This window comes from Dorea sp. BIOML-A1 (genome assembly GCF_009875615.1).
GTDB lineage: Bacteria > Bacillota > Clostridia > Lachnospirales > Lachnospiraceae > Dorea_A > Dorea_A amylophila.
This window is the reverse complement of the sequence record NZ_WWSA01000026.1, coordinates 44,121-61,862: the sequence shown is the minus strand read 5'-3', so window position 1 is coordinate 61,862 and position 17,742 is coordinate 44,121. Positions and strand designations below refer to the sequence as shown.

12 protein-coding genes and 1 riboswitch are annotated in these 17,742 nt (G+C 42.0%); of the genes, 2 read left to right on the top strand and 10 right to left on the bottom strand.

All coding sequences use genetic code 11. The annotated features are described in order from the left end of the window. Positions 1–148: 148 nt before the first annotated feature. The 9 genes from GT508_RS10590 to ribD all read right to left on the bottom strand — a co-directional run bounded on the left by GT508_RS10590 (position 149) and on the right by ribD (position 11,299). Complete coding sequence (locus GT508_RS10590) at positions 149–1,801, bottom strand: ABC transporter permease subunit (RefSeq protein WP_006427668.1); 1,653 nt, start codon at positions 1,799–1,801, stop codon at positions 149–151. 18 nt (positions 1,802–1,819) lie between these two features. Then, positions 1,820–3,328, bottom strand: coding sequence for a sugar ABC transporter ATP-binding protein (locus GT508_RS10585; RefSeq protein WP_055215289.1), 1,509 nt, complete (start codon positions 3,326–3,328; stop codon positions 1,820–1,822). A gap of 85 nt (positions 3,329–3,413) precedes the next feature. Further along, complete coding sequence (locus tag GT508_RS10580; RefSeq protein ID WP_055215270.1) at positions 3,414–4,697, bottom strand: substrate-binding domain-containing protein; 1,284 nt, start codon at positions 4,695–4,697, stop codon at positions 3,414–3,416. 272 nt (positions 4,698–4,969) lie between these two features. Next, positions 4,970–6,667 (bottom strand): carbon starvation CstA family protein, encoded by a 1,698-nt coding sequence (locus tag GT508_RS10575; protein WP_055283175.1) that lies wholly within the window; start codon positions 6,665–6,667, stop codon positions 4,970–4,972. 460 nt (positions 6,668–7,127) lie between these two features. After that, complete coding sequence (locus tag GT508_RS10570; protein ID WP_161144187.1) at positions 7,128–7,772, bottom strand: HAD family hydrolase; 645 nt, start codon at positions 7,770–7,772, stop codon at positions 7,128–7,130. Between the two features lie 13 nt (positions 7,773–7,785). Beyond that, positions 7,786–8,259, bottom strand: coding sequence for a 6,7-dimethyl-8-ribityllumazine synthase (gene ribH / locus GT508_RS10565; protein WP_006427673.1), 474 nt, complete (start codon positions 8,257–8,259; stop codon positions 7,786–7,788). Positions 8,260–8,291: 32 nt separating this feature from the next. Continuing rightward, the gene (locus tag GT508_RS10560) at positions 8,292–9,509 is read right to left on the bottom strand and encodes a bifunctional 3,4-dihydroxy-2-butanone-4-phosphate synthase/GTP cyclohydrolase II (RefSeq protein ID WP_006427674.1); all 1,218 of its coding nucleotides are present in this window, start codon (positions 9,507–9,509) and stop codon (positions 8,292–8,294) included. 18 nt (positions 9,510–9,527) lie between these two features. Further along, the gene (gene ribE, locus GT508_RS10555; RefSeq protein ID WP_006427675.1) at positions 9,528–10,181 is read right to left on the bottom strand and encodes a riboflavin synthase; all 654 of its coding nucleotides are present in this window, start codon (positions 10,179–10,181) and stop codon (positions 9,528–9,530) included. After that, positions 10,163–11,299: a bifunctional diaminohydroxyphosphoribosylaminopyrimidine deaminase/5-amino-6-(5-phosphoribosylamino)uracil reductase RibD gene (ribD, locus tag GT508_RS10550; RefSeq protein WP_161144186.1), complete on the bottom strand. Its 1,137-nt coding sequence runs from the start codon at positions 11,297–11,299 to the stop codon at positions 10,163–10,165. The genes ribE and ribD overlap by 19 nt, the downstream gene beginning before the upstream one ends. A 164-nt stretch (positions 11,300–11,463) precedes the next feature. Continuing rightward, positions 11,464–11,578: riboswitch (FMN riboswitch) on the bottom strand. Positions 11,579–11,734: 156 nt separating this feature from the next. Between ribD and GT508_RS10545 the strand changes: the two genes are divergently transcribed. Both GT508_RS10545 and GT508_RS10540 read left to right on the top strand, forming a co-directional pair. After that, positions 11,735–15,103 carry an EAL domain-containing protein gene (locus GT508_RS10545; RefSeq protein WP_161144185.1) on the top strand — a complete coding sequence of 1,123 codons (3,369 nt, stop codon included), beginning with the start codon at positions 11,735–11,737 and terminating at the stop codon, positions 15,101–15,103. Positions 15,104–15,228: 125 nt separating this feature from the next. Further along, positions 15,229–16,452, top strand: a complete 1,224-nt coding sequence (locus GT508_RS10540) for an IS256 family transposase (protein ID WP_243254457.1) — start codon at positions 15,229–15,231, stop codon at positions 16,450–16,452. A gap of 348 nt (positions 16,453–16,800) precedes the next feature. On the opposite strand, the gene GT508_RS10535 is transcribed toward GT508_RS10540, so the two are convergent. Further along, on the bottom strand, positions 16,801–17,724 hold the full coding sequence (locus GT508_RS10535) for an alpha/beta fold hydrolase (RefSeq protein WP_055195619.1): 924 nt from the start codon (positions 17,722–17,724) through the stop codon (positions 16,801–16,803). Between the last annotated feature and the right edge of the window lie 18 nt (positions 17,725–17,742).

Sequence of the window (17,742 nt, the reverse complement as noted above, 5' to 3'; positions counted from 1 at the left end):
TTCAAATACAAAATCTGCCTTCAAAATTTTTTTACTCACAAATTCCTTTCGAACGCATCATGTTGAAAAAACCGTCCCTTTCATCTTTCCGATGAGCAGGACGGTCTACTTCTTTTTGTATAAACCTGTATAAACAGTCTTTTATTTATTATTTCTTCTGTACATATTTCAGACAGTCAAGTGTTACTGCTGCCAGAATAATGATACCTTCAAAAATAAACTGAAGGTTTGTATCAATACCAAGAACCGTCAAAGAATAGGTCAATGATGTAAAGATCAGTACACCTGTCACAACTCCCGATATCTTACCAATACCACCGGTAAAGGAAACTCCACCAACTACGCAGGCTGCAATGGCGTCCATATCCCATCCCTGTCCGTAAGCGGCACTACCGGATCCAACCATTCGTACACACTCCAGCCATGAACCGAATCCATAAAGGATACCTGCAAGGATAAATGCTCCCATCGTTACTTTAAATACCGAGATTCCTGATACAGCTGCCGCCTCTGGATTTCCACCAACTGCATATAAATTTTTTCCAAATGTTGTCTTATTCCAGATAAACCATACAACAGCAATCGCAACTACTGCCCATAAAATAATCATCGGAAAACGTCCTGCCTGTGGAATAAAAATATTTGGGATTGTCGGATCAATCGCACCAAAAGAAACTCCTTTTGTAGCATATGTAACAAGACCAAAGATGATCAACATATTTGCCATCGTTGAAATAAATGGATGCATCTTAAATCTTGCCATGAAAAATCCGGCTGTCATTGCAAATACAGTTGTGAAAAGTATACACACACATAATGCTAATATAGCTCTTGATGCCGGTGCCATACCCGAAAAATCAAAAACATGTCCAAACACAGTACCTGTGTTAATTCCGTTATGCATGATAATGGTTGCTGTAACCATACCCATACCAACCATACGTCCTACAGAAAGGTCTGTACCTGTCAGAAGGATCAGACCGGCAACTCCAAGTGCAAGGAACATTCGCGGTGAAGCCTGCTGCAAAATGTTAAGGATGTTTGTGGTTGTAAAAAGCTGTGTATTTTTCACGAATGGTGTAATAATACACAATGCGATAAAGATCATGATAATTACAATATACAGACCGTTCTTATACAAGAACTGTGTCATATTAAATGTGTACTTGTAATTTTCAAAATTCTGTGCCTGCTTCTGTGCAAATGTATATTTTGACATTCTGAGCAGATCGATCAGGTGGAACTTATGCATGTATGCATCATGTTTTCTATCCTTGATCTCCTGGATCCTGGATTCATGTGTCATCTGCGCATCATATAATTTATTCTTATATGTGTATTTTTCAGCTTTGATCTCTTCTGCATCTTTCAGGCTGCTGACTGCCTTCTTATGTTCTTCCTGCAGATCCGCTTTTAATTTTTCAAAATTACTGTTTTCCGCTTTTTTCTCTGCTTCGCAGCTCTTTGCAACAATGTTATAATACTCACTGTTGTAATGTTTGGAAAGAAAACTTTCAGCATCTGCGATCAGTTTTGCAATCTGCTGTTTATTTGCATCTTCTGTTGCTTTTGCCTTCTCCAGATTCTTCTTACATTCCCCGATAATCTTATTCTGTTCTTCTTTTGTTAAGTTCTTATTCTCTTTTGCTATTGCAATCTGATTTTTTAAACTGTTGACTTTGTCAGATCCTTCCACACGCAGTGCATCGATCTGCTCCTGTATTTTTCCAACATATTCGTCAATCGGTTTCAAAAGTATTGCTTCTTCTTCAGCCGAAATGATAATGCTTTTTTCTGCCATCTTCCATACCCCTCTCTGTTACAGATATTTTGCACTGAGTCTCAATAATTCTTCCTGGTTCGTCTCTTTTGTATTTACGATTCCGGCCAGTCGTCCGTTTGACATAACACCGATACGGTTCGTAATACCAAGAATCTCCGGCATCTCAGAAGATACAACAATAATTGTTTTCCCCTGCTTTGCCATATTGATGATCAGTTCGTAAATCTCATATTTCGCACCAACATCAATTCCTCGTGTCGGATCATCCATCATGAATACACTCGGTGAACGCTCCAGCCATTTTCCGAAGATTACCTTCTGCTGATTTCCTCCGGAAAGACTTGTGATCATATCATCCGGGCCCATACACTTTGTATGCATGATTTTAATCTCTTCCGCAGTTGCACGTACCATTCTGTCATGTGACAGCACTGCACCATTCTTATAATGGTTCATGTTAGCGATGGTCGTATTAAATGTAATATCGCCTTTTAAGAACAGACCATTAGCTTTTCTTTCTTCTGTGATCAGGGCAAATCCATGATCCATTGCATCTCTCGGCGATGAAAAGTTCATGAGCTTTCCATCGTATATTACATTTCCTTCTGCTCTTGTGCGGATTCCGAAGATTGTTTCTAAAAGTTCCGTACGTCCGGCACCAACCAGACCGTAAAATCCAAATATTTCTCCTTTTCTGATATCAAAGGATACATTTTGAATCTTTGGTGCATATTTTGACGAAAGATTCTGTACAGAGAGAATCTTCTCTCCGGGCTCATTGTCAACAGGTGGAAATCTGTTATCCAGCGAGCGCCCAACCATTGCCGATATCAGTTCATTCATATCTGTATCTTTGCACTCTTTTGTCATAACCAGACTACCATCTCTGAGCACAGATATCTCATCACATATATTGAATATCTCATCCATCTTATGTGATATATATATCAGCGAAATTCCCTGTGCTTTCAACTGACGCATCATCTTGAAAAGTTTCTCAACTTCCGGTGCTGTCAGGGATGAGGTTGGTTCATCCAGTACAATTACTTTGGAATGATAGGAAATAGCTTTTGCAATCTCACACATCTGCCGCTGGGACACAGACATTTTTTTCATTGGCTGTGTCAGATTTGCTGTGATTCCAAGCTGTCTGAAGAGATTTGCAGTTTCCTTTTTCATTCTTCCTTCATCGACAATTCCAAAAGAATTCTTTGGATATCGTCCAAGAAACATATTATCTACAACGCTTCTTTCAAGACATTGGTTCAATTCCTGGTGTACCATCGCTACTCCGTTTTCCAGTGCATCTTTTGGTCCCGAGAAATTTACTTCTCTGCCGTCTAATATAATTGTCCCCTCATCTTTCTGATAAGTACCAAAGAGACATTTCATCATTGTCGATTTTCCGGCACCGTTTTCACCCATAAGTCCCATAATGGTCCCAGGTTTGACATTCAGGCTTATATGTTTCAGAACTTTGTTTCTACCGAATGACTTACTCATGCCATTGATCGATAAGATGTATTTATTCTTATCTACTGTCATAACTCTGCTTCCTTTTCTTGATGAAAGAAGGGTATCATCTCTGACACCCCTCTGCGTTTCATTCATTTACCATTTAACCAGTCTCTTATTTTGAGAGAAGTGATGTGTATGCTGATGCATTGTCTGTCTTAACCATGTTAATTGCAAATGCATCATATTCGTTTGGATTTCCGAGACGGTTTGTGATGTTTGACTCTGTCTGTCCATCTCCACCGATGTAATCAACCTTCAGGTTAAGGAGATCATCATAGTTCTCAAGAAGTGGCTGGTATGTTGAGCTCAGGAAGTTGTCTGATGCATTGTAAATATCAAGCCATACTTTCTTAGATGGACTCTTGCTTGAATCAAGCTGTTTTGACACTTTGTCATAAATCTTTGTTGAATCTGTAAAGTCTTTGTAATTATCAGCTGTTACTGCAACATTTAATGCGTAGTAAGATCTGTCTTCTTCGCTGTATCTGTAATCTTCACCTTCTGTCAGGCAGTTACCGGCATCATCTGCTGTACCAATACCTGTATCAACGTCTGCTCCGTCAAGTGCGTTACGGAGTACTCTTAATGTCAGATAAGCCTGAACATCTGCATGCTGAGAGATTGTTCCGCCGTATCCCTCAGCGATTGCTGCAACAGCGTCACTGTTTGCATCATATCCGAATGTAGGAACTTTGTTATCTTTTGCCCATGCATTAAACATTGACATTCCCATACCATCATTGTTAGAAACAACAATATCGATCTGATCTCCGAAAGAAGCTTCCCATGTTCCGATTGCGTTACCTGCTGTAGCCGCATCCCATGTTGCCCCTGCTGAGTTCTTCATTTCCTGAGAAGCAAGTTCACGGACTGTAAATTCTTTTCCGTCTACATCAATCTTAGCATCCTGGACAACTTTTGCTTTTCCGTCTACGTTTGTTCCTGCCGGCTTGGAAGCAACTTCGTCACCTTCTTTAACTCCTGTTCCAAGTGCCGCACGAACACCACGTGTACGTGCGATAGAATCATTATGTCCGATGTCACCGATTGCAAGTACGTATCCGATAACTCCATCACCATTTCTGTCAATCTTATCAGCATTTGCTTTGATATAATCAACAACCATCTCTCCCTGAAGTTCTGCTCCCTGATTAGCATCAAATCCTACATAATAAGTATCTTTGTTGAAATTCAACGCTTCTTTGTCCAATTCCCCTGTTGAACTATTAGAAGGTTGACGGTTAAACCAGCAAAGCGGTTTGTCCTTATTGGCTACAGAACTGCTGTCTGAAGATCCTGATGATTTTGAATCACCTGACGAAGATCCTCCGCAGCCTGCCAGTGATAATGCAAGTGTTGCTGCCATCATGAGTGCAAATACTTTTTTCTTTTTCATTTTCTTTCCTCCTGTTTTGTGCGTTTTGTTTTTAATCGCGTCTAACTCATTGACTAATCTCATTATAATTACAACACTATTTTTTTGACATAGAATATTTTTGGATTAATTATCAATATTTTTATATTGATCTATATTTTTTTATACACTTTATCCAATTGTGCAGAATCTGTCTCTACTATATATAATATAAAACAAAAAAACTGCGATAATAACCTTCACGCTATTATCACAGTTTCTCTTATATGTTCTTATTACGAATAAAATAATGATTAAGCTGTTGCTTTCTTATCATCTGTTTTTTCAAGAAGTTTCTTTACACCCTGGATTGCAACCAACACACCAAGGATCAGAAGCAATACGGCAAAAATCAGCTGTAATGTATTTCCAAGATCCAGCCCTGTTGTCAGGAATGCTTTTGTCAGTTTCACGATCGTCATACCAAGTGCTGTAAATGTAACAGCCATCATGAATACCATTGGTCCCCAGAGCATGAATCCCTTGCGCTTCGTTTTCTTAAGGAATACCGCACAAGCTACCAGTGCCAGTACAGATAACAACTGGTTGGCTGAACCGAATAAAGGCCAGATCTCTGCATAACCGACTTTTGTCAGGAAATATGCAAGTACCAGTGTAATAACCGTTGCAAAGTATTTATTCGTTACCACTTTTAAGAATGGACTCATGTTATCCTGATCTACATCATCATCGAGGAAGAATTCCTGGAATGACAGACGGCCTACTCTGGCTACAGAATCCAGAGAAGTCAGTGCAAATGCGGATACTGCCAGATTGATCAGCGTAAATACAAGAGAGTGTGGCAGTCCGATGACTGACAGGAAGTTCGCAATCGCTCCGGCGAAAATCTGAGGCTGTGTTGTCAGTCCCTGTGCTGCTGCTTCACCTTTAGCAAAAGATGCAACTGCGATCAGCGCAATAACTGCAAGCATACTTTCCATTAACATTGCTCCGAATGATACAGGAAGCATGTTCTTCTCATTCTTAATCTGTTTGGATGCTGTACCGGAAGATACCAGTGAATGGAAGCCGGAAACCGCACCACAAGCGATCGTTACAAATAAGATTGGGAACATATACTGTCCATCTACGTTAAAGCTTGTGAATGCCTGAAGGTTACAAGATGGATTTGCTACAAATACACCAACAATCGCACCAACGATCATAAAAATCAAAAGGTAACTATTCAGATAGTCACGAGGCTGAAGAAGTGCCCATACAGGAGCGACACTGGCAATCAGGATGTAAACGAAGATGATGAGATGCCATGCATCCAGTCCTACATACATTGGGAAGTGAAGTCCCAGTGCGATTGCTGCTACCAATAATACGATTGCAACTGCTGTATTAATCCACTTGTTGAATTTCGTATACTTCAAAAACATTCCAAGTCCGACTGCTTCTAAGATAAATATCATAGAAGTAGTTGCGACTGCACCGTTAGCTGCAATTTTTGTTACTTTTCCGGCTTCACTTACTGAGAATCCATTAAAGGTTCCGGCTACAACATCAGCAAAAGCTGCAACGACCAGAATACAAAACAGCCAGCAGAATAACAGGAATAATTTCTTACCTAATTTTCCGATATATTCTTCGATGATATATCCGATTGTACGTCCTTTATTCTTTACAGATGCATACATAGATGCGAAATCCTGAACGGCTCCAAAGAATACCCCTCCGATTAAGATCCACAAAAGTACCGGAAGCCATCCGAAGATTGCTGCCTGGATCGGTCCGTTGATCGGACCTGCACCTGCGATTGATGCAAACTGGTGACCGAATACGACGTTCGTATCGGCCGGTACATAGTCAACCCCGTCTTCCATCTCATATGCCGGAGTTTTGGCATTTGGGTCAATGCCCCATTTGTTCTGGAGATAACGACCATAAAGAAGATATGCTCCACCAAGCACAACAATGGCAATGATCATCATTAATATTCCACTCATAAAACAATCCCTCTTCTTTCTCTTTAAAGTAAATATATAAAAAAACGCCTTCGCTATCCTTTCGGATAACAAAGGCGGAATATTCTTCCGTGGTACCACTTCGTTTTACTGCAGTCATCACTAACCACAACCACTTGTTACTGTCAAAATATCTAACAGTTTCTTCTGTAACGTGAAGACAACGTCCCGGCTTACTCGATACCTGACTATGTTGATTCTTCCAACCTGTATATTTCAGCGGGATGCTCCTGGGTGATATCATAAAATACTTTCTGCCGTTTCACACCATCCAACAGCTCTCTGAATTCCAGTTAACTTTTATGACGTATCCCTTTCATTGCATTTCTTATTTACTTTTTTTAGCTTACTTAATGTTTTACACTTTTTTCTTGTAAAGCGCAAGAGTGGAATTAAACATAATTTACAAAAATACAGTTCTATTTTTGTGCATTTTTTCACATTATACGATTCCGGTTATCTCTTCTACAGATTTCACAAAATAATCTGCTCCATCCAGTTCTCCCTTCTCACCATAACCATACAGGCATCCGATAAACGGACTTTTACAGGATCTGGCACATTCCAAATCCTGTCTTCTGTCTCCGATCACCAGATAAGGTCCCGGATAGTCCCGGATAACTTCCTGCACGATCTCCGTCTTAGGGCAGAAACCATACGATTCACAGTCATAAAACTGTTCAAACCATCTTTCCATTCGGAATTCTTCCCAATGTGCTTTACGGTATGCCACCTTACAGTTGCTTAAGATCACAAGATGATATCCTCTGTTCTTCAAAGCTGTAAGCATCTCTTCCGCTCCCGGATACCACACTGCCCGGTGCTTCCTGATCTGCCTGACCATGGAATCTCCCACGATCGCACTCGCCTGATCTTTGTATCTCTGATCTAATTCCGGCAGAAATGTATCCCACATTTCTTTGCTGTTTAAGCCCAGCCATCCTGCGATCTGCTCCGTCTCTATCCTCTGTTCTTCTACGACATTCTGCTCCGCCAACCACTGATAAGCTTCCCTGAACGCCGGCTCATAGATTCCAAGAGTATTATGTATCGTTCCATCATAATCAAAAATGATTGTTTTCACCATCGGCTGCACCTGATTAAAGCTGCTTCATCAGATTTACCATCTCAATTGCGGACAATGCACAGTCATATCCTTTATTTCCTGCTTTACTTCCTGCACGTGCGATAGCCTGTTCGATATTCTCTGTTGTGATTACTCCGAATAATACCGGAATTCCTGTTGCAAGTTCAACCTGCGCGATTCCTTTGGCCGATTCATTACACACCAGATCATAGTGGGAAGTATCCCCGCGGATAACTGCTCCCACGCAGATGACTGCATCATACTTTCCGGACTGTGCCATCTTCTGTGCAGTCAGCGGAATCTCAAATGCTCCCGGTACCCATGCAGCCGTAATGTTCTCTTCTTCTACCCCATGTCTTACCAGCCCGTCGACGGCTCCGCCCAATAACTTATTCACAATGATCTCATTGAATCTGGCAGCCACGATTCCGACTTTCATTCCCTCAGGTGCTACTACTTTTCCTTCTACTAAATTGATCTGTCTCATGATTTCTTCCTCCTGTTATTCATTAAATCTTTTTATAATTCTATTTCTTTGAAAATGTGTCCCATCTTTTCCTGTTTTGTCTTCATATATTTCAGATCATACTTCTGGGGTGGGATCTCCAGCGGTACTCTTTCATTGATCTTCAGTCCAAACCCACCAAGTCCATAGACTTTGTCCGGATTATTGGTCAGAAGTCTCAATGATTTCACTCCGAGATCCGATAATATCTGCGCTCCGATCCAGTACTCTCTGAGATCCGGTGCAAATCCCAACTTTACATTGGCCTCTACCGTATCATATCCCTGCTCCTGCAGTGCATATGCCTTGATCTTATTGAGCAGCCCGATTCCTCTGCCTTCCTGCCTCATGTAAAGAATGATCCCTCTGCCTTCTGCTTCTACCTGACGCATCGCTGTCTGAAGCTGCAGACCACAGTCACATCTAAGCGAGCCAAATGCATCACCTGTCAGGCACTCCGAATGTACCCTGCAAAGTACATCTTCACCGTCTCCGATATCACCTTTTACCAGTGCAAGATGGTGTTCTCCTGTAATATCATTGATATATCCGTGAAGTCTGAAATCTCCATACTGCGTCGGAAGGTCTGCAACCGCCTCTTCTTTTACATGTTTTTCATGGATTCTCATGTAATCCTGAAGATCACGGATCGTAATAAATGTAAGATTATGCTCTTTTGCAAGTTCCCACAACTGTGGTGTACGCATCATTGTGCCATCTTCTTTCATAATCTCACAACACACGCCGCATTCCTTCAATCCAGCCAGTCTCACCAGATCAGTCGTTGCCTCTGTGTGTCCGTTCCGCACCAGGACTCCGCCTTTTCTGGCAATGAGTGGAAATACATGTCCCGGTCTTCTGAAATCTTCCGGCTTCGCATCTTCATCCACACATTTCATGATTGTATAGGAACGTTCTGCTGCCGAAATACCTGTCGTCGTATCAACATGGTCCACTGCAACGGTAAATGCTGTGCTGTGATTATCGGTATTCTCCGCAACCATCGGTGGAAAATTAAGCCTTGCTGCAATTTCCGCACTCATCGGGGTACAGATAAGCCCTTTCGCATAAGTCGCCATAAAATTGATATTCTCCTGTGTTGCAAACTCTGCTGCACATACCAGATCCCCTTCGTTCTCTCTGTCCGGATCATCTGTAACCAGAATAACCTTTCCTTCCCTCAGATCCCTTAGTGCCTCTTCGATTGTATTGTACTGATTGTTTTGTGACATTCTATTTATCCTCCTGTTCTAAAATCCGAATTCCTGCAAAAATTCCATCGTAATTCCGGATTCTTTTTTCTCTTCTTCACTCTTTCCAAGGCCTAACAGCCTTTCTACGTATTTTCCGATCACATCATTCTCCAGATTCACCGAATCGCCCGGCACTTTTTCCAAAAGCGTCGTTTCTTCTCCTGTATGCGGGATAACCGATACCTGAAATCCCTCTTCCTCTACTTTTGCCACCGTCAGGCTGATGCCATCTATACAGATAGAGCCTTTTTCTACGATCAGATGTAATATCTGCGGCGATGTTCCAATAGATACCCAGATGGCATTCTCCTCTCGGGTCAGAGACCGGATCACACCGGTTCCGTCAATATGACCGCTTACGATATGTCCTCCAAATCTTCCGTCTGCAGCCATTGCCCGTTCCAGATTCACCTGACTTCCGACTTTACAACTTCCCAGACTGCTTCTCCTGATGGTCTCTGCCATCACATCTGCAGTAAATCCATCCGGCTGAAGTGATGTAACTGTCAGACACACTCCATTGACTGCGATACTGTCACCGATCTTCGTTCTTTCCAATACCTTCTTCGCCTTGACTGCCAGAACTCCCGACTCTCCGGTCAGCTGCATATAGCGGACCGATCCTTTCTCTTCTACGATTCCTGTAAACATGGCCCCTCCTGTTCTTTTTCACATACCTGACAGATTATCCTGATGTCTTCACCGATCCGGCAGATATCCGTACACTTCAGTTTCAATGCTTCTGATGGAAGTCCGATGCCGATTCCTTGCACCGGTGTCTTACTGTTCTTTCCGCCAAATAATTTTGGTGCGATAAAACAGTGTACCTCTTTTACAATTCCTGCCCGCAGTGCACTGTCGTTCAGCGTGCCCCCGCCTTCCAGCAGAATGCTGTCAATGCCCTCATTTCCAAGATATGTCATCAGCTTTTTAAGGTCTATCTGACCTTTTTCATCCGGACAGCAGACAGTATCCACGCCTTTCGCATGTAACCGTTCTATTTTTTCTGTTATTTCTTCGTTCCCTTCCCGTCCTGCATAAGCCACAATTGTCCGGTACTCTTTTGCACTTCTTACGATCTGGCTGTCAAGCGGTATCCTAAGACTGCTGTCGCATACTATTCTGACCGGACTTTTCCATCCTTCTACCCGGACATTCAACATCGGATCATCCGCAAGTACAGTCCCGATACCGGCCATAATACCCATATACCGGTGCCGCATATGCTGCACTTCCTGTCGGGCCGGTTCTCCTGTGATCCACTTCGATGCACCCGTCTTTGTCGCAATTTTCCCATCCAGTGTCATAGCATATTTCATCACTACATACGGTGTCTTCGTCGTAATATAATGGAAGAACACCGGGTTCAGACGGTCACATTCTTCCCGCATAAAATCCTGAACTACTGTAATTCCCGATTCACGCAATATCTGTGCACCTTTTCCTGCCACCTTTGGATTCGGATCCCTGGAACCAATCACCACTTTTTTAATCTTCTGTTCTATGATCGCTTCCGTACACGGCGGTGTCTTGCCATAATGACAGCATGGTTCCAGCGTAACATAGATTGTCGCACCCTCTGCCGATTCTGTAAGCGATGCGATTGCATTGCGCTCTGCATGAAGTTCTCCGCATTTTTTATGATAACCTTCCCCGATGATCCGGCCGTCTTTTACGATCACCGCACCTACCATCGGATTCGGATTCGTCCATCCTTCTCCCTTTTTTGCAAGCTGAATTGCCCGGAGCATGTATTCCTGATCCGTCATTTTTCTTCCTTCTTTCTTAGTTATACAAAAACCCCTGCAGGATACCTACAGGGGAAATGATCTGTTACATGTAACTGACAAATGATCTGTTAACCAAAAAAGCTCTGAAATGGATCACCATCTCAGAGCTCAGACACTACATTCATCTATTAAAATAACTGTACCATCATCTTCTCTCATCCAGACTATACTGTCGGCTCCGGAATCACACCGGATCATGCCTCTCGGCCCGCGGGCTTTACCGCCGGTAGGGAATCACACCCTGCCCTGAAGATTTCGTTTTTTTTTATCATAATACTTTATATATCATTTGTAAAGCAAAAGTTTGGAAATAGCAAGCTCCTTTTCACATTGATTTCATCTGCCAATTTTGTTATTCTATACGTATAGATTATTGTCACCTGAGAATACGTAGAATCTAAAGGAAATCAAATTATGAAAATAGAGAAAAAAATATGGCTCTCGTTGATCGCATCTGTCTTATTTGCCGTTATCTTTTCCATCTGGATATTCAGACAGGATACTGTTCGGAACGAACTGCCTTTTGATAACACCACCTCACTGAAAACAACAAGTTTTAAAACTGACGGTGCGAAAACAGAATCTGTGATCCTGTCCGATGAATTCCACTCGCAAAAAGCGATTCTTTTTCAGACTACTCATACCAATGCAGAAGTCTGGCTTGATGGGAAACTTATTTATCAATACGGAAATGAAAAACACACACCCAAATTCATGAAATCACCCGGCTTCTGCTGGCATATTGTAGACATTCCGGCAAACAGTGACGCCAAGAAACTGACCGTCAAAATCATTCCTGTATATCAGGGTTATTACGGAACCCCGGTGCATCTTTTTCTGGGTACGAGGGGCGATTGTATTCTGAAGATTCTCAGCCAGAGTCTAGGAATACTGATCCTCAGTTGCGGTGTTTTATTTTTTGGATTTCTCTCTCTGGTATTGTATATTGCAGTGATTCGTAAGAAACAGGAGGATTTTTCCGAAGAAACATCTAAAATATTCCTGAATCTTGGAATCTTCTCCCTGTTGATTGCCTTATGGTCCCTGAATCAATGCGGTTTCCTGCAATTTTTAGTCCCGGATGGAAGAACACTGTATTTTATTGACTTCTTTACATTTTATCTCTTTCCTGTTCCGTTTAATTTCCTTTTGTATGATATTTGCAAAAGTAAATTCCAAAAAGGTGCCCTGTTCCTGTCTGTTTCTTATCTGATCAATATGGGCGCAGCCGTCCTTCTTCAGTGTATGGGAATTGTCGATATCTTCCTGATTCTTCCGATCACGCATCTGATCATGTTTGTGAATGCAGCATATACGATCGGACTGATCCATTACGAGGCAAAACAGCTTGGAAACGAACTTGCCAGAAAGTTCAGATATCCAATGTACCTCATTATGTGTTTTTCCTTATCGGAACTATTGGTTTATTATATCCGCAGATTCCAGCAGACATCTATATTCCTTCCGCTTGGGACCCTGCTGTTTATCCTTATGCTGATCTGGATTCAGGTATCGCAGTATTATGAACAGTGTATCCAGAAGCAAAAACTGATCTACTTCCAGAAACTGGCAAATATAGATATGCTCACCGAAGCCATGAACCGGAATGCCTATGAAAATATGATCCGTTATCTGGACGAGCAGGAGCTGGAATTACATACAACCGGAGTTGTCTTATTAGACCTTGATAATCTGAAGGAAATTAATGATAACTTTGGCCACGAAAAGGGAGATGAAGCCTTAAAGCTTTGCTATCAGTGTATCCGCCAGGCTTTTCCATCGGAACAAAATTGTTTCCGAATCGGTGGAGACGAATTTGCTTATATTTTCCATAAAGATGAAAAAGAGCTGATTGCCGATAAGATCCATAAACTGGAGCTGCTTCTAAATGAAAAGGATCAGGATCTTTCCTATTCTCTCAGCGTCTCCTCCGGATATGCCTATTATCAGCCTGACACCGATATGGATTTTAAAGATATCGTAAGACGCAGTGATACTATGCTTTACCGTGAAAAACGAAGAAAAAAAATATCACATTCCGCTTCTTCTCATCCGATGCTTTCTTCCGGAAAGCAATCTCGTGCACAAGGGATCACGGATGAACTGATCACGCAGGAGAAAAAATACCAGCATATTTCACCGACGGAATTATGCGGGATCATTGACTTGCTCAGTCCAAGTACCGATGACTATCTGTACTTTGTTGATTTCCGGACCGACTTTTACTATATTGCGCCACAGTCACTGGAACGTTTCTGCGTTCCTCAAAATGCTTTTTATAATGTTATGGAAACACACCGGGACTTTGTATATGCCGAGGATTATCCGCTGCTGACTGCCGAATTCCGTGATCTGCTTACTACCAACCGTTGTATCCATAATATGGAATATCGCTGGCTGGATCTGAACGGGAATCCGGTCTGGATCAACTGCCGCGGATATCTTGTACGGGATGATCATCAGAAGCCGCTCTACATGGTTGGATGTATTAATGAGATCGGCGAAAAGCAAAAAGCAGATAATATCAGTGGTCTTTTCGGCGAGAATGGTCTGATTGAATACCTGAAGACCCAAGAGACTCCTCTGGAAAATGGATTTCTGTTACGCCTTGGTATCGATAATTTCAAATCGATCAATGAAAAATTCGGATGGGATTATGGTGATTATATTCTCCGGAAAACTGCAGAGTGTATTTCGCACTGTATTTCAGAGGAACAGCAGGTATACAAATTATCCTCTGATGAATTTATCATCGTGGATATTACTTCTGACGATAAGCAGACAGCAGTACACCTTTACAATAAAATCAGGGAAAACATCAACCAGTTTATTAAAAAGAATCATTATACGGCAATCTTTACGATTTCCGGTGGGATTCTCCCATTTTATAATCTTCTGGAAAGCGAATATGATGAAATGATGAAGCGGACAGATTTTTCATTGAACACAGCGAAAAAACGGGGAAGAAACCGTTATTACATTTTCAATGAACAGGACTATCAACGGTTCTTACATCTGAAAGATATCAGCGATGTCCTTCATGCGGCAGTCATACATGACTTCCGTGGATTCTCTGTTGCCTTACAGCCATTGGTGAAAGCAGGCTGCAGACAGCCTTTTGGTGCGGAAACCTTGATGCGTTTTTCTTCCGGACAGTTCGGAACTATCTCACCGGCAGAATTTATCCCTATCCTGGAAGAAAGCGGACTCATCATTCCGGCCGGCCGCTGGATCATAAGGGAAGCTCTACAGGCATGTAAAAAGATCCGTGAAACAATTCCGGACTTCCAGGTCAGCATCAATATCTCACAGATACAGATTGAAAAGTCTGATGTGATACAGGATATCTCTGCTGAACTTGAAAATGCCAAACTTCCTCCGGAAGCATTGATCGTGGAATTAACAGAAAGTGCTTTGCTGGAAGACAATTCCAATGCACGGCATTTCCTGAAGGAATTAAGAAAAGCCGGCATACGGCTTGCACTGGATGATTTCGGAACCGGTTATTCGAACTTCCATTATCTCAATGAACTTCGTCCGGATATCATTAAAATTGACCGTTCCTTTACCGCAAAAGCTATAAAAGATGCAAGGGAATATGATCTTTTAAAACGATTCTGCACTATGATACACCGTCTGAACATAAAAATCTGCATAGAAGGTGTGGAGACTGAGGATGAATGGGAAAAGATCCGGCTGATGGATCCTGATTATAGTCAGGGATATCTGTGGGGAAAACCTTGCTCTTTCGATGAACTTCTTAAAAAAGGACTCCGGGTTTAATAAAACCGGAGTCCCGAGACTGTAATTAATTCTGTGTAAACTCTAAAAGAGCTATATATCCTCTTGGATTGATGTTAAAATAAATATCAATTCAGGAGGATTTTTTTATGGCACGAAGAAGAAAAATGGATCCAGAACGCAAAGCGTTCATCAACAGCTTGTTGGAACACTATCAACCAAAGGATGCTCAGGATATCCAGGACATGCTGAAAGACCTGTTAGGCGAAACGCTGCAAGGTATGTTAGAAGCTGAAATGGATGATCACCTTGGATATTCCAAGTATGACTACAAGAACAAAGAGACAGACGATAGCCGTAATGGTTATAGTCCTAAAACTGTCACCTCTTCAATGGGAACGATCGATCTGGATATACCACGAGATCGAAAGGGAGATTTTGAACCGCAGATTGTGAAAAAGAATCAGACAGATATCTCAAACATTGAAGATCAGGTACTTTCTATGTATGCAAAAGGAATGACGACAAGAGATATCTCCGCTCATCTCAAAGATGTTTACGGTGTGGATGCATCAGCAGAAATGATATCACATATGACAGATCGAATCCTTCCTATCGCAAAAGAATGGCAAAACCGGCCGCTGGAAAGAAAATATGCCATTGTTTTTATGGATGCGGTACATTTCCATGTTCGGGAGGACAATCGAACGGTAAAAAAGGCAGTTTACGTTGCTATAGGTGTTAAACTGAACGGAAAACGTGAGGTCCTCGGCATGTGGGTAGGAGGAAATGAAAGTGCAAAATACTGGTTGTCCGTACTCAACGAGATAAAAAACCGAGGTGTAGAGGATATCATGATCGTATCTGTGGATGGATTGACCGGATTCGGGGATGCGATTCATGCAGTATTCCCGCAGGCAGAGATCCAGAGGTGTATTGTACATCAGATTCGTTATTCAACAAAGTTTATTTCTTACAAAGATCTAAGACCATTTATGGCAGATTTAAAGCTGGTTTACAAAGCAGATACAGAGGATCTTGCACTCACAGCCCTGGATGATCTGGAAGAAAAATGGGGTAAAAAGTACCCTGCTTCCATTGGATCCTGGAGAAATAACTGGACACAATTATCCACATATTTTAAATATCCATCTGAGATACGTAAATTAATATATACTACAAATTCCATCGAAAATTTTAACCGCCAGCTACGCAAGGTTACAAAATCCAAGACTATTTTTCCGACAGATGATGCCCTTTTCAAGATGCTCTATCTGGCAATGATGGATGTCACAAAAAAATGGACCGGAAAGGCTTGGGACTGGGGTCTGACACTGGATCAGTTATGCATCTATTTTGGGGATCGGATCCAGCCGATGGATATCGACTAAGCATAGTTCCAATCACATATCAAGGGTAAATAAACACCCGATTTTATCGGGTGCCCTTGACATACAATAGAATCCATGCTACTAAATAGACAACGGGCTGAACAGCAAGAGATGCCATTCAGCCCATCACATTATATTTTAGTATTCTATAAACCTACGATTTTATCATCAATCTGAGAGGTTTACACAGAATAATTTACACTACCGAGTCCCTGAAAATCAAATTTCCCTTACGTCTTTCTTATCTACACTGATCACGACAATCGTTATCACAAATGCTATTGTACTTTTTATGCCTTTATCTCTATTTTTTTTGAATTATAATCCCTCCCGGCACCTAATACATTTTTATAATGCCTTGTCCATGAATGCAATAATACCCGCTTCGACTTCGTTCTTAATCTCAGCATAATTATGTATCTCGTGACGGTATCCCGAGTACAGCTTCGTTGTTACGTTATGTCCGGTCTGTACCAGCCAGTTACTTACCTGATATACACCGACACCATACTCACCTACCGGATCCTGATCTCCCGCAATATTATAGATTGGCAGGTCTGTCGGCACTTTTTCGGCCCACTTTGTTCCCTCGATCTGTAACATCATCTGGATGAAATCATATACCGAACGGTTGCTGGTCGGTCTGGTAAATGCATCAAACGGATCATCGGCATGATCCCGCTGTACATACGGATCGGCACAGATCCACTCATTTCCGATGCTGACCTCTCCACAGCGCTCACACATCCATCCCATCAGTTCTCCGGTATATGACGGATCGGATTCTTCTCCATGTCCTGCATCGATCGCTTCTTTTAATTTCTTTCCCGTCTCTTCTGCCCCGCGGAAGATTCCCGTTGTTCCGCAGATGGTTGCCCCGGCCAGTTCGTCCCCGTATTTTGCAATGAAATCTCTTGTGATAAAAGATCCCATGCTGTGTCCGAATAAGAAATATGGCAGATCCGGATATTTTTCACACACGATTCCTTTCAATGTATGCTCGTCTTCCATCATTGTATGCGGTCCTTTGTCTCCCCAGTCGCCCCACACATTATTGACCATTGCTGTCTTCCCATGTCCTACATGATCGTCTGCTGCCACGATATAACCCGCATCCATGAAGGCAGATATCATATGCAGATAACGTCTGGAATGTTCACCAAATCCGTGGATCACCTGGACAATTCCCTTCGGTTTGCAAGCCGGAACATAGATCCATCCCTGGACCTGGTCACGTCCGTTGTAGGACGCAAAAGATACTTCGTGTAACATAATGTATTCCTCCTTTTC

Bases quoted from the DNA above. Each gene is read 5' to 3' on its own strand.
- GT508_RS10590 (WP_006427668.1), bottom strand. From the start codon at position 1,801: ATGGCAGAAAAAAGCATTATCATTTCGGCTGAAGAAGAAGCAATACTT.
- GT508_RS10545 (WP_161144185.1), top strand. From the start codon at position 11,735: ATGAAAATAGAGAAAAAAATATGGCTCTCGTTGATCGCATCTGTCTTA.
- ribE (WP_006427675.1), bottom strand. From the start codon at position 10,181: ATGTTTACAGGAATCGTAGAAGAGAAAGGATCGGTCCGCTATATGCAG.
- GT508_RS10540 (WP_243254457.1), top strand. From the start codon at position 15,229: ATGGATCCAGAACGCAAAGCGTTCATCAACAGCTTGTTGGAACACTAT.
- ribD (WP_161144186.1), bottom strand. From the start codon at position 11,299: ATGACGGATCAGGAATACATGCTCCGGGCAATTCAGCTTGCAAAAAAG.
- GT508_RS10575 (WP_055283175.1), bottom strand. From the start codon at position 6,667: ATGAGTGGAATATTAATGATGATCATTGCCATTGTTGTGCTTGGTGGA.
- GT508_RS10535 (WP_055195619.1), bottom strand. From the start codon at position 17,724: ATGTTACACGAAGTATCTTTTGCGTCCTACAACGGACGTGACCAGGTC.
- GT508_RS10570 (WP_161144187.1), bottom strand. From the start codon at position 7,772: ATGGTGAAAACAATCATTTTTGATTATGATGGAACGATACATAATACT.
- GT508_RS10585 (WP_055215289.1), bottom strand. From the start codon at position 3,328: ATGACAGTAGATAAGAATAAATACATCTTATCGATCAATGGCATGAGT.
- GT508_RS10580 (WP_055215270.1), bottom strand. From the start codon at position 4,697: ATGAAAAAGAAAAAAGTATTTGCACTCATGATGGCAGCAACACTTGCA.
- ribH (WP_006427673.1), bottom strand. From the start codon at position 8,259: ATGAGACAGATCAATTTAGTAGAAGGAAAAGTAGTAGCACCTGAGGGA.
- GT508_RS10560 (WP_006427674.1), bottom strand. From the start codon at position 9,509: ATGTCACAAAACAATCAGTACAATACAATCGAAGAGGCACTAAGGGAT.